Below are 13,281 nucleotides of genomic sequence, written 5' to 3'. Positions count from 1 at the left end.
CTCGTCATGGCCACTGCCACTAGCGAAAACAACGCAACAAACGAAGCTTCGGCGCAAAAGGCTGCGCCAGGCCAGCCGCAGAAGAACCCGCGCAAGCGCAAGATCCTGATGTTCGGCCTGCTGATCGTCGTGATTCTGGGCGGTCTTGGCGTCTGGGGCTGGTACGAAGTCTACGGCCAATGGAACGAAAGCACGGACGATGCCTACGTCAACGGCAACGTGGTGGAAATCACCCCGCAAGTGACCGGCACCGTGGTGAGCATTGGCGCCGATGATGGCGATCTGGTCCGTGAAGGCCAGGTGCTGGTGCAGTTCGACCCTAACGACGCCGAAGTCGCGCTGCAAAGCGCCGAGGCCAATCTGGGCAAGGTGGTGCGTCAGGTTCGCGGTCTGTACAGCAGCGTGGACGGCATCAAGGCACAACTGGCGGCCCAGCGCGCCGAAGTGCAGAAGGCCCAGGACAACTACAACCGTCGGCGCAACCTGGCGGCGGGCGGGGCGATTTCCCAGGAAGAACTGTCCCACGCCAAGGATGACCTGACCAGCGCGCAGAACGCCCTGAACAACATCCAGCAGCAATTGGTCACCAGCACGGCATTGATCGATGACACTCAGGTGTCGTCGCACCCGGATGTGAAGGCCGCCGCCGCGCAACTGCGCCAGGCGTACCTGAACAGCGCGCGCAGCACCCTGATCGCGCCGGTCACCGGCTATGTCGCCAAGCGCACCGTGCAACTGGGCCAGCGCGTTCAGCCTGGCACCGCGCTGATGGCGGTGATTCCGCTGGATCAGCTGTGGATCGACGCCAACTTCAAGGAAACCCAGTTGGGCAAGATGCGCATCGGCCAGCCGGTGGACATCGAGGCTGACCTGTATGGCAGCGACGTGAAGTTCAGCGGCACCGTCGACAGCGTCGGCGCCGGCACCGGCAGCGCGTTCGCCCTGCTGCCTGCGCAGAACGCCACGGGTAACTGGATCAAGATCGTGCAGCGGGTGCCGGTGCGGATTCACATCAACGCTGACGAGTTGGCGAAGAATCCGCTGCGCATCGGCCTGTCCACCGTGGTCGATGTGAACCTGCACGACCAGAGCGGCCCGGTGCTGGCGCAACAGCCGCCCAAGCAGGCGTCGTTCACCACTGATGTGTACAGCAAACAACTGGCCGATGCCGACACGCTGATTGCGCGCCTGATCCACGAGAACAGCGCCCAGGCCACCGGCAAGACCGTACAGCGTTAAGTCGCCTGTCCCCCTGCGCCGGCCTTCGGGCTGGCGCATCTTTCGAGTGTCAAAGGATTCGCGATGAGTAACAACGCTCCCGCTTCTTTTACGCCGCCAAGCCTGTTGTTGACCACCATCGGCCTGTCGCTGGCGACTTTCATGCAGGTGCTCGACACCACCATTGCCAACGTCGCGCTGCCGACGATTTCCGGCAACCTGGGCGTGAGTTCCGAGCAGGGCACCTGGGTCATCACCTCGTTTGCGGTGAGTAACGCCATCGCCTTGCCGTTGACCGGCTGGCTGAGCCGCCGCTTTGGTGAGGTGAAGCTGTTCATATGGGCCACGGTGCTGTTCGTGCTGGCCTCGTTCCTCTGCGGTATTTCTACCTCGATGCCGGAACTGGTGGGCTTTCGTGTGCTGCAAGGCGTGGTCGCAGGCCCCTTGTACCCGATGACCCAGACGCTGCTGATTGCCGTCTATCCCCCGGCGAAAAGGGGGATGGCACTGGCACTGCTGGCGATGGTGACGGTTGTGGCGCCGATTGCGGGGCCGATTCTCGGCGGCTGGATCACCGACAGTTACACCTGGCCGTGGATTTTCTTCATCAACGTGCCGATCGGTCTGTTCGCAGCCTTCGTGGTGCGCACGCAAATGGCCGCAAGGCCGGTGACCACCAGCCGCCAACCGATGGACTACGTGGGGCTGATAACGCTGATCATTGGCGTGGGCGCCTTGCAGATCGTGCTCGACAAGGGCAACGACCTGGACTGGTTCTCGTCGAACTTCATCATCATCGGCACGGTGATTTCGGTGATTGGTCTGGCGGCGTTCATCATCTGGGAGATGACCGACGAGCATCCGGTGGTCAACCTGCGCCTGTTCAGTTTCCGTAACTTCAGGGTCGGGACGATCTGTCTGGTGCTGGGCTACGCCGGGTTCTTCGGCATCAACCTGATCCTGCCGCAGTGGTTGCAGACGCAGATGGGCTACACGCCGACCTACGCGGGGCTGGCGGTGGCGCCGATCGGGATCCTGCCGGTATTGATGTCGCCGTTCGTCGGTAAATATGCCAACAAGGTCGATCTGCGGCTGCTTGCTGGGCTTGCGTTTCTGGCCATCGGCACGAGTTGTTTCATGCGTTCGAACTTCACCAGTCAGGTGGATTTTGAGCACATTGCGCTGGTGCAGTTGTTCATGGGAGCGGGCGTTGCGCTGTTCTTCATGCCGACCTTGAGCATCCTGCTGTCGGACCTGCCGCCGTCGCAAATCGCCGACGGCTCGGGACTGGCGACCTTCCTGCGTAACCTCGGGGGCAGTTTCGCGGCCTCGTTGACCACCTGGATCTGGATCCGCCGGGCCAACGTGCACCACGCGTACCTGAGCGAAAACGTCAACACCTATGAGTCCACGACGCGCCAGGCCCTGGACACTCTGGGCGGGGCGAGCAATCAGGCCTATGCCCGGCTCGACAGCATGGTGACCAGCCAGGCCTACATGATGTCCACCGTGGATTATTTCTACATGCTGGGCTGGATGTTCCTGGTGCTGATCCTGATCGTCTGGCTGGCCAAGCCGCCATTTGCCGCCAAGGCAGGGCCCGGGGCAGGGCATTGATGAACCATTGTAGGAGCGCTTACACCGCGCAATACTCGCCAGCCGCCGATCTTCTGTAGGAGTGAGCTTGCTCGCGATAGCGTTTCGTCACTCACCCTCGATGCGACAGATCCACCGCCATCGCGAGCAAGCTCACTCCTACAGGGTGTTGCGTACGCCGCGGAAGGTTGGACTGGCCGTGATCACTGTAGGAGCGCGCTTGCCCCGCGACGGCGGTGTGTCAGACACATCGTTGTCGCAGGCCTGACGCTGTCGCGGGCAAGCGCGCTCCTGCAGTGACGTGTGGTCAATCGGGTGTATGTCCGATTGCCACCGGTTGCTCGGGCACAAACCCGAACGAGCCGAGTTGGAAGCCGTGCTCGTCGACCTGCAACGCCCAGCCTTCGCGGTCCCAATCCCCCAATACAATTCGTTGCGCAGTGTCGTCGCCGATCTGCAGCTTGTGAATCGCCGGGCGGTGGGTGTGGCCGTGGATCAGGGTTTTCACGCCGTGCTCGGACATGATCCGTGGCACTTCTTCAGGCGTGACATCCACGATGTCGTTGGCTTTCATGCGGGTCTGCGCGCGGCTTTCGCTGCGCAACTTGCGCGCCAGCTTGTGCCGGGTGCTCAGGGGCAGGTGGCGCAGTACCCATAAAGTCAGTGGGTTGCGCAGGTAACGGCGCAAACGCATGTAGGCTTCGTCGCGGGTGCACAGGCTGTCGCCGTGCATCAACAACACCGGCTCACCGTTGAACTCGACCACGCTCGGGTCTTTCAACAGGGTGACGCCTGCGGCCTTGCAAAAGGCCTTGCCGATCAGAAAATCGCGATTGCCGTGCATCAGGAACACCTGTGTGCCGCTGTCGCTCAAGGCGCGCAAGGCTTCGCAGATCGAGCGCTGGAAGGGCGACATCGCGTCATCGCCGATCCAGGCTTCGAAAAAATCCCCGAGGATATACAGCGACTGGGCGGCGCGCGCCCGGTCACTCAGCAGATCCAGAAACGCCCGGGTAATGTCCGGGCGTCCTTCTTCCAGATGCAGATCGGAGATCAGCAGTATCACTCAACGATCTCTGCTTTCTCGATGATCACGTCGTCAGCCGGTACGTCCTGGTGGCCAGCCTTGGAGGTGGTGGCAACGCCCTTGATCTTGTCGACCACGTCCGAGCCTTCGACCACTTCACCGAACACGGCGTAGCCCCAGCCCTGGACGGTCTTGCCGCTGTGGTTCAGGAAGCTGTTGTCGGCGACGTTGATGAAGAACTGCGCGGAGGCCGAATGCGGCTCCATGGTGCGGGCCATGGCAACCGAGTACTTCTTGTTCGGCAGGCCGTTGTCGGCTTCGTTCTGGATGCTTGGGCGCTTGTCTTTCTTCTCTTTCATGCCTGGCTCGAAACCGCCGCCCTGGATCATGAAGTTGCCGATGACGCGGTGGAATACGGTGTTGCTGTAGTGGCCAGCGTTAACGTACTCGATGAAGTTGGCGACAGTAATCGGCGCTTTTTCTGCATTCAGTTGCAGGACGATGTCACCGTGGTTGGTGGAAAGTTTTACTTTGGACATGTTCAAGGTCACTCTTTTGGAATTCGTGGTTTGACGTGCCAATCGCCGCATGCAGCACAAAAAGTGCCGGCGATTTCACCCGGACGCGCAGTCTACAGAGGCTAGCGGAACAAGCAAAAGCTGCCATTGCCTGTAACACTCGCTCACCAATGGGTATCGCGCAGTGCAGTTTTCTCACAGCACGCTGTCAGGGGCTTGACAGGTTCGGCTATGATAAGCGCTTTGATTTATTCGGCCTACCCTGGCCGCGACTGTCAGGTTTTCAAGGATCCTATGAGCAAGCCCACTCAAGACGCTGCTGCCAACACCAAGGCAGGCCCTGCTATCCCTACCAACTTCCTGCGCCCGATCGTGCAGGCAGACCTGGATTCGGGCAAGCACACCAAGATCGTGACCCGTTTCCCGCCGGAGCCCAACGGCTACCTGCACATCGGTCATGCCAAGTCGATCTGCGTCAACTTTGGTCTGGCTCAGGAATTCGGCGGCGTCACGCACCTGCGTTTCGACGACACCAACCCGGCCAAGGAAGACCAGGAATACATCGACGCCATCGAAAGCGACGTCAAATGGCTGGGCTTCGAGTGGTCCGGCGAAGTGCGTTACGCGTCGCAGTATTTCGACCAGCTGTTCGACTGGGCTGTCGAGCTGATCAAGTCCGGCAAGGCCTACGTTGACGACCTGACCCCGGAACAGGCCCGCGAATACCGCGGCACCCTGACCGAGCCTGGCAAGAACAGCCCGTTCCGTGACCGTTCGGTCGAGGAAAACCTGGACCTGTTCAACCGCATGAAGGCCGGCGAGTTCGAAGATGGCGCCCGCGTTCTGCGCGCCAAGATCGACATGGCCTCGCCGAACATGAACCTGCGCGACCCGATCCTGTACCGCATTCGCCACGCCCATCACCACCAGACCGGCGACAAGTGGTGCATCTACCCGATCTACGACTTCACCCACGGTCAGTCGGACGCCATCGAAGGCATCACCCACTCGATCTGCACCCTGGAATTCGAAAGCCACCGTCCGCTGTACGACTGGTTCCTCGATAACCTGCCGGTGCCGTGCAAGCCGCGCCAGTACGAGTTCTCGCGCCTGAACCTGAACTACACCATCACCAGCAAGCGCAAGCTCAAGCAACTGGTCGATGAAAAGCACGTCAACGGCTGGGACGATCCGCGCATGTCGACGCTGTCGGGCTTCCGCCGTCGCGGCTACACCCCGGCCTCGATCCGCAACTTCTGCGAAATGATCGGCACCAACCGTTCCGACGGCGTGGTCGATTTCGGCATGCTCGAATTCAGCATCCGTCAGGACCTGGACGCCAACGCCCCGCGCGCCATGTGCGTGCTGCGCCCGCTCAAGGTAGTGATCACCAACTACCCCGAAGACAAGGTCGACCACCTCGAACTGCCGCGTCATCCGCAGCACGAGCAACTGGGCGTGCGCAAGTTGCCGTTCTCCCGTGAAATCTACATCGACCGCGATGACTTCATGGAAGAGCCGCCAAAAGGCTACAAGCGTCTGGAGCCGGGTGGCGAAGTGCGCCTGCGTGGCAGCTACGTGATCCGTGCCGACGAAGCGATCAAAGACGCCGACGGCAATATCGTCGAACTGCGCTGCTCCTATGACCCGGACACCTTGGGCAAGAACCCTGAAGGCCGCAAGGTCAAGGGCGTGGTGCACTGGGTTCCGGCTGCTGAAAGCATCGAATGCGAAGTGCGTTTGTATGACCGCCTGTTCCTCTCCGCGAACCCGGAGAAGGCAGAAGAGGGCAAGACCTTCCTGGACAACATCAACCCGGGGTCCTTGCAGGTCCTGACCGGTTGTCGGGCCGAACCGTCGTTGGCTGAAGCTGCGCCGGAAGACCGTTTCCAGTTCGAACGCGAAGGTTATTTCTGCGCGGACATCAAGGACTCGAAACCAGGTCGCCCGGTGTTCAACCGGACTGTGACGCTCCGCGATTCGTGGAGCTAAGGTAAGTAACGTGCTCTCTATCTACAACACGCTCACCAAGAGCAAAGAAACCTTCAAGCCGCTGGATGGCAACAAGGTGCGCATGTACGTTTGCGGCATGACCGTGTACGACTACTGCCACCTGGGCCATGGCCGCAGCATGGTGGCCTTCGACCTGGTCACCCGCTGGCTGCGTTTCAGCGGCTACGACCTGACCTACGTGCGCAACATCACCGACATCGACGACAAGATCATCAACCGCGCCCGTGAAAACGGCGAAGCGTTCGATACCTTGACCGCGCGCATGATCGACGCGATGCACGAGGACGAAGCGCGCCTGAACATCCTCAAGCCGGACCTTGAGCCGCGTGCCACGGATCACATCCCTGGCATGCTGAGCATGATCCAGACCCTGATCGACAAGGGCTTCGCCTACGCGCCGGGAAATGGCGACGTGTATTACCGCGTCGCCAAGTTCATGGGTTACGGCAAGCTGTCGCGCAAGAAGATCGAAGATTTGCGCATCGGTGCGCGGATCGAGGTCGACGAAGCCAAAGAAGATCCGCTGGATTTCGTGCTGTGGAAAGGCGTAAAGCCCGGCGAGCCGAGCTGGGAATCGCCGTGGGGCGCGGGGCGTCCGGGCTGGCACATCGAGTGCTCGGTGATGTCCACCTGCTGCCTGGGCGAGACCTTCGACATTCATGGTGGCGGTTCCGACCTGGAATTCCCGCACCACGAAAACGAAATCGCCCAGAGCGAGGCGGCCACCGGCAAGACCTACGCCAACGCCTGGATGCATTGCGGCATGATTCGCATCAATGGCGAGAAGATGTCCAAGTCCTTGAACAACTTCTTCACCATCCGCGACGTGCTGGCTAAATACCATCCGGAAGTGGTGCGTTATCTGCTGGTGTCGAGCCACTACCGCAGCGCGATCAACTATTCCGAAGACAGCCTGAAAGAGTCCAAGGGCGCGCTGGAGCGTTTCTACCACGCACTCAAGGGCCTGCCATTGTCCGAGCCGGTTGGCGGCGAAGCTTACGTCGAGCGTTTCTCGGCGGCGATGGACGATGACTTTGGTACGCCGGAAGCCTGTGCGGTGCTGTTCGAGATGGTCCGTGAGATCAACCGCCTGCGTGACAGCGATGTCGAGGCAGCGGCGGGGCTGGCGGCGCGCTTGAAGCAACTGGCCAGCGTGCTGGGTGTGTTGCAGCTCGAAGCCGATGATTTCCTGCGTGCTGGTGCGGAAGGTCGTGTGGATGCGGCAGAAGTGGAAGCGCTGATCGCGGCGCGTCTGCAGGCCCGCACCGACAAGAACTGGGCCGAATCGGACCGCATCCGCGACCAGCTCACCGCCATGGGCGTGGTGCTGGAAGACAGCAAGGGCGCAACTACCTGGCGTTTGGCGGATTGATCGCTAGCGCCTGATCTATCGCTATCGCGAGCAAGCTCACTCCTACAGGTTCAATGCGACCCCCTGTAGGAGTGAGCTTGCTCGCGATGACGGTGTCCCAGATGCATCTTTATCGCAGGTCCGACGCCATCGCGGGCAAGCGCGCTCCTACAGGATTGATGGCCGACGCGAGATCGTCGTCCGCCACCGATCCGCTGTAGGAGCGCGCTTGCTCTGGGCCGCAGTCGGACGACGGCGTCGACTCCGGCAACACAAATCCACAATCAGAAACCCTGTTCGCGCAGCCGCTTGTACAAGGTATTGCGACTCACTCCCAGCCTCTTGGCCAACTGCGAAATATTCCCCCCGGCGGCCTGTAGAAGCTCGTTCAACTCTTCCGGCGTATCCAGAACAGCCTTGCGATTGAAGGCCATCTCCGGTTCGCTGCCCGCACTTTCCATCTCCAGATCCGCAAGCTCCAGATCGGCGAAGAAGTCCTCCGGCAGATGCTCGGTGTCAATCGGCAAATCATCCGCCAGCGCCAGCGCCACTTGAATCACGTTGCTCAACTGCCTCAGGTTCCCCGGCCATGGATGACGCTCGAACAACGCCAGCACCCCAGGCTCGAAGCCGGCGTTCTGCTGCGGTTCACGGTGTTGCTCCCAGATCGCCCGCACCAACTGCGCCTTGTCCGTGCGTTCGCGCAGCGGTGGCAATTCCAGGTTCAAGCCGCTGATGCGGTAGTACAGATCCTGACGAAACAACCCGCTCTGCACCTGTTCGCGCAACGAGCAGTGCGTGGCGGAGATGACCCGGATATCCACCGGATACTGCTCGCTGCTGCCCAGTGGCTGCACGCAGCGCTCTTGCAGCACCCGCAGCAGACGCGCCTGAACTGCAAGCGGCATGTCGCCGATTTCGTCGAGGAACAGCGTGCCTTTGTCGGCCTTGCGAATCAGGCCGACGCTGCCTTTATGGTGGGCGCCGGTGAACGCTCCCTTTTCGTAGCCGAACAATTCGGCTTCCACCAGCTCCGACGGGATCGCCGCACAGTTCACCGCGATCAGCGGCTGGTCGGCGCGGGAGCTGGCCTGGTGCAGGGTCTTGACGAACACTTCCTTGCCGGCGCCGGTCTCGCCAAGAATCAACAGCGGGACGTTCTTCTCCAACAGCCGCTGGGCCTGACGCGCAGCCTTGGCCACTTTCTCATCGCCGAAGCTCAGGGCGGCTAGACCTTGGGTGTCCGCAACCTCTGCCTTGGCAGGCGTCGGCACGCTGCGCAGCTTGAGCACCGGCGCTTTCGGCCGCCGCAACAGGCCGTGGAAACGGTTATGCCCGGCGGCCTGTAGCGCGAAGGGCTGGCCTTCCTGCTGGTCGAGCAAATGGGCAATCGGCGCCTTGAACAGGTCCTCGATATTGGCTCGCAGCAGGCTCACGCCCAACAGATTGTCGGCGCGGCGGTTGGCACACAGGATGCGCCCGCTCTCGTCAAACACCAGCAAACCGGCCCACTGGCTGTCGAGGTTGTTCAGGCCCGTGTTGAAGGTCAGCTGGAAATAGCCGTGCTGGAACTGGTCGAGGATCAGCCGGTTCTCGATGGTCTGGCTCATCATCTTGACCATCCCCAAGGTGTGGGACGGCGGCAGGAAGCTGTCACTGGACACATCGAGCACCGCGATCATCCGCCGTGAGGCATCGAAGATCGGCGCTGCCGAGCCGGTCATGAAGCGGTTGGCCTTCAGGAAGTGTTCATCGTGCTCAATGTGAACAGCTTGTTCGCAGGCCAGCGCCGTGCCGATGGCATTGGTGCCCACCCCTTGCTCCAGCCAACTGGCCCCGGCGACGAAGCCACGTTGCTGATCGGGTTCGACGAAGCGCTTGGTGCCCCAGGAATTGAGCACCTGGCCTTGCTGGTCGGCCAGCAGGATCAGGCAGTTGGAGTTGCTCAGGATGTTCTCGTAGAACGGCAGGACCTGCTGGTGGGTGGTCTGCACCAGCGAGTGGTGGCGCGCCAGCAGTTGGGAGACCTGCTGTTCAGGCAGTCGGTCGAACGCCGGCCGGGACTGATGATCCAGGCCGAATTCGCGGCAGCGGGCCCAGGAGTCCCGAATGATGGTGTCGTGAGCGGTGGATGCGCCTGTAGCGGCCATGGTCGAGCTCCGTCCTGTTGCTTTTATTGTTTTTGGGGTACGGCTGGGGCCAAGCATCCGTGCTCGAAACGTTCACCCATTGTTGTTCAGATGTGTTCAAAGTCAATGTTCATTTTGTTCAGGTGTTCAGCCTTTCCTGTTCACTTATGTTCATCAACGAATGTGCTATGACTCGCCAATTTGTCTCGATCGCTCTAGTTGGCGGGTTGTGGCGCAGGGTTCGCAAGCGAAGGCCGGTTGGCACGATTGTCGCTATCCAACAAACGGTCGCTGAACATTACGACCAACTGCAACACCCCGAACAAGACAAATAAAAAGGGCACGCCATGTCTCTCACGCTTGAGCACGTCAGCCGAGCCGTCGACGGTCAGAACTGGATCATTGATGCGTCGCTTAGCTTTGAACCCGGCTCATTCAACGTATTGCTGGGGCGCACCTTATCAGGCAAGACCAGCCTGATGCGCTTGATGGCCGGTCTGGACAAGCCAGACAGCGGCCGAGTACTGATGAATGGCAAAGATGTCACCCAGGTAGCGGTGCGCCATCGCAACGTCTCCATGGTTTACCAGCAGTTCATCAACTACCCGAGCATGACCGTTTTCGACAACATCGCCTCGCCGCTGCGCCAGGCCAGGATGTCCAAGGACGAAATCGACAGCCGTGTGCGGGAAACCGCGAAGATGCTGCGTATCGAAAAATTCCTCAGCCGCTACCCCCTCGAACTCTCCGGCGGCCAGCAGCAGCGCACGGCCATGGCCCGGGCGCTGGTCAAGGACGCCGAGCTGATCCTGTTCGACGAGCCGCTGGTGAACCTCGACTACAAATTGCGTGAAGAGCTGCGCCAGGAAATGCGCCAGCTGTTCGAGACCCGCAACACCATCGCGGTCTACGCCACCACCGAGCCCAACGAGGCATTGGCCCTGGGCGGGACCACGACGATTCTTCACGAAGGCCGGCTGATCCAGAGCGGAAGGACCCCCGAGGTCTATCACCAGCCGAAGACCGTGCTGGCCGCCGAGCTGTTCTCCGAGCCGCCGATCAACCTGATGCCGGGCCGCATCGACGGCAATGAAGTGAGCTTCGCCAACTTCGTGCATTTCCCGCTCAACGTCGATTTGCGCAACATCGGCGACGGTGAGTACAAGTTCGGCGTACGCCCCAGCCACCTGAGCCTGGTGCCGTCCAATGACGACGATCTGGAACTGGCGGTGACCGTGGAGCTGGCGGAAATCAGCGGCTCGGAAACCTTCCTGCACGTGCGCAACGAGCATTTCTCGCTGGTGCTGCACCTGCCGGGCGTCCACGAATACGACGTCGATACGCCGATTCGCGTGTACATCCCGACTCACAAACTGTTCGTATTCGATCAGCAGGGCGGCCTTATCCAGGCGCCGGGCCTGCGCATGGCGAGGGTTGCCTGATGGCCGAGATCCGCTTGCAACAACTCGCGCACAGCTACAGCGCCAACCCCGCAGGGCCTGAAGACTATGCCATTCGCGAGATGACCCACATCTGGGAGCAGGGCGGGGCCTATGCCTTGCTCGGCCCGTCCGGCTGCGGCAAGTCGACCCTGCTCAATATCATTTCCGGCCTGCTCAGCCCGTCCGAAGGCAAGGTGATGTTCGACACCACGGTGGTCAACGACATGTCCCCAGAGCAGCGCAACATCGCCCAGGTGTTCCAGTTCCCGGTGGTCTACGACACCATGACGGTGTACGACAACCTCGCTTTTCCCCTGCGAAATCAGGGTATGGCCGAAGCGAAGATTCAGGCCAAGGTGCAGGAAATTGCCGACGTACTGGACCTGCAACCGTTGCTGAAAAAGAAAGCCAAGGGCCTCACCGCCGACGAGAAACAGAAGGTCTCCATGGGCCGCGGGCTGGTGCGCGATGACGTTTCGGCGATCCTGTTCGACGAACCGCTGACCGTGATCGACCCGCACCTGAAGTGGAAACTGCGGCGCAAGCTCAAGCAGATCCACGAGCAATTCAACATCACCATGGTCTACGTCACCCACGATCAACTGGAGGCTTCGACCTTCGCCGACAAGATCGCGGTGATGTACGGCGGCCAGATCGTGCAGTTCGGCACCCCGCGCGAGCTGTTCGAAAAACCCCATCACACTTTTGTCGGCTACTTCATCGGCAGTCCGGGGATGAACCTGATCGAGGTCAAGCCCGAAGCAGGCGGTGTGGGCTTCGGCGGCATTCACCTGCCGCTGTCGCAAGCCTTGCAGCAACGTCTGGCTGAAACCAGGTGGACCACGCTGAAAGTCGGCATCCGGCCCGAGTTCGTGCACGTCTGGGACGGTCCGTTCGACGATGCCATGTGCGCCGACGTGACCTACGTCGAGGATCTGGGCACCTACAAGATTCTTACCCTGAACCTGGCTGGCCAGTCATTGAAGGTCCGCCTGCAGGAAGACAAGCCGGTGCCGCAAGGCCAGGCATGGATCAGCTTCCCGGCCCAGTGGCTGATGCTCTACGCCGATGAATTTCTGCTGGAAGCCGCCGAGCACGTGCCGGCCAGCGAGGTGCCCCATGAGTAAGGTGCAGAACAACAAGGCCTGGTGGCTGGTGCTGCCGGTGTTCCTGCTGGTGGCGTTCAGCGCCATCATCCCGATGATGACCGTGGTCAACTATTCGGTGCAGGACATTTTCGATCAGTCCAGCCGCTACTTCGTCGGCGCTGACTGGTTCAAGCAGGTGCTGCAGGACCCGCGCCTGCACGACTCGCTGCTGCGTCAGTTCATCTATTCGGCGTGCGTGTTGCTGATCGAGATCCCGCTGGGCATCGCCATCGCCCTGACCATGCCGACCAAGGGCCGCTGGTCCTCGGTGTGCCTGATCGTGATGACCATTCCGCTGCTGATCCCCTTCAACGTGGTCGGCACCATCTGGCAGATCTTCGGCCGTGGCGACATCGGCCTGCTGGGCTGGTTTCTCAACAACGTGCTGCACATCAGCTACAACTACGCGGCCAATGCCTCGGATGCCTGGGTGACGGTGCTGATCATCGACGTCTGGCACTGGACCTCACTGGTGGCGCTGCTGTGCTACTCGGGCCTGCGTGCCATTCCGGATGTGTACTACCAGGCGGCGCGTATTGATCGGGCCTCCAACTGGGCGGTTTTCCGACACATCCAGTTGCCGAAGATGAAGAGCGTGCTGCTGATCGCCGTCATGCTGCGCTTCATGGACAGCTTCATGATCTACACCGAGCCGTTCGTGCTCACCGGTGGCGGGCCGGGCAACTCCACGACTTTCCTCAGCCAGACCCTGACCACCATGGCGCTGGGGCAATTCGACCTGGGCCCGGCGGCGGCGTTCTCGCTGGTGTACTTCCTGATCATTCTGTTGGTGTCGTGGGTGTTCTACACCGCCATGACCCACGGCGAAAAAGACTGAG

At 61.0% G+C, this 13,281-nt stretch carries 10 protein-coding genes; 7 read left to right on the top strand and 3 right to left on the bottom strand.

Annotation, left to right across the window (positions count from 1 at the left end; all coding sequences use genetic code 11):
* Positions 1–6: 6 nt before the first annotated feature.
* A complete protein-coding gene (locus NPS29_RS21760; protein ID WP_274135026.1) occupies positions 7–1,239 on the top strand; it encodes an efflux RND transporter periplasmic adaptor subunit in 1,233 nt (410 codons plus the stop codon).
* 63 nt (positions 1,240–1,302) lie between these two features.
* Positions 1,303–2,835: a DHA2 family efflux MFS transporter permease subunit gene (locus NPS29_RS21755; protein WP_274135025.1), complete on the top strand. Its 1,533-nt coding sequence runs from the start codon at positions 1,303–1,305 to the stop codon at positions 2,833–2,835.
* A gap of 286 nt (positions 2,836–3,121) precedes the next feature.
* Here the strand turns inward: NPS29_RS21755 and lpxH are convergent, their stop codons facing one another.
* Both lpxH and NPS29_RS21745 read right to left on the bottom strand, forming a co-directional pair.
* A complete protein-coding gene (gene lpxH / locus NPS29_RS21750) occupies positions 3,122–3,880 on the bottom strand; it encodes a UDP-2,3-diacylglucosamine diphosphatase (RefSeq protein WP_274135024.1) in 759 nt (252 codons plus the stop codon).
* Entirely contained in the window at positions 3,877–4,380 is a 504-nt protein-coding gene (locus NPS29_RS21745) for a peptidylprolyl isomerase (protein WP_274135023.1), read from the bottom strand. The genes lpxH and NPS29_RS21745 overlap by 4 nt, the downstream gene beginning before the upstream one ends.
* A gap of 273 nt (positions 4,381–4,653) precedes the next feature.
* On the opposite strand from NPS29_RS21745, the gene NPS29_RS21740 reads away from it, so the two are divergent.
* Both NPS29_RS21740 and cysS read left to right on the top strand, forming a co-directional pair.
* Complete coding sequence (locus NPS29_RS21740; RefSeq protein WP_274135022.1) at positions 4,654–6,351, top strand: glutamine--tRNA ligase/YqeY domain fusion protein; 1,698 nt, start codon at positions 4,654–4,656, stop codon at positions 6,349–6,351.
* Positions 6,352–6,361: 10 nt separating this feature from the next.
* Positions 6,362–7,744 carry a cysteine--tRNA ligase gene (gene cysS, locus NPS29_RS21735; RefSeq protein WP_274135021.1) on the top strand — a complete coding sequence of 461 codons (1,383 nt, stop codon included), beginning with the start codon at positions 6,362–6,364 and terminating at the stop codon, positions 7,742–7,744.
* A 263-nt stretch (positions 7,745–8,007) separates the two neighbouring features.
* On the opposite strand, the gene NPS29_RS21730 is transcribed toward cysS, so the two are convergent.
* Positions 8,008–9,873, bottom strand: a complete 1,866-nt coding sequence (locus NPS29_RS21730; protein WP_274135019.1) for a sigma-54-dependent Fis family transcriptional regulator — start codon at positions 9,871–9,873, stop codon at positions 8,008–8,010.
* 326 nt (positions 9,874–10,199) lie between these two features.
* Between NPS29_RS21730 and NPS29_RS21725 the strand changes: the two genes are divergently transcribed.
* Genes NPS29_RS21725 through NPS29_RS21715 form a run of 3 tightly spaced genes read left to right on the top strand, consistent with a single transcriptional unit; the run spans position 10,200 to position 13,280 of the window.
* Positions 10,200–11,294, top strand: coding sequence for an ABC transporter ATP-binding protein (locus NPS29_RS21725; protein ID WP_274135018.1), 1,095 nt, complete (start codon positions 10,200–10,202; stop codon positions 11,292–11,294).
* The gene (locus NPS29_RS21720) at positions 11,294–12,421 is read left to right on the top strand and encodes an ABC transporter ATP-binding protein (protein ID WP_274135017.1); all 1,128 of its coding nucleotides are present in this window, start codon (positions 11,294–11,296) and stop codon (positions 12,419–12,421) included. The genes NPS29_RS21725 and NPS29_RS21720 overlap by 1 nt, the downstream gene beginning before the upstream one ends.
* Complete coding sequence (locus NPS29_RS21715) at positions 12,414–13,280, top strand: carbohydrate ABC transporter permease (protein ID WP_274135016.1); 867 nt, start codon at positions 12,414–12,416, stop codon at positions 13,278–13,280. The genes NPS29_RS21720 and NPS29_RS21715 overlap by 8 nt, the downstream gene beginning before the upstream one ends.
* Position 13,281: the final 1 nt, after the last annotated feature.

The organism is Pseudomonas putida (genome assembly GCF_028682175.1).
Taxonomy (GTDB): domain Bacteria; phylum Pseudomonadota; class Gammaproteobacteria; order Pseudomonadales; family Pseudomonadaceae; genus Aquipseudomonas; species Aquipseudomonas putida_AD.
Note: the sequence above shows the minus strand (reverse complement) of the source record. Positions and strands in the feature narration are given on the sequence as shown.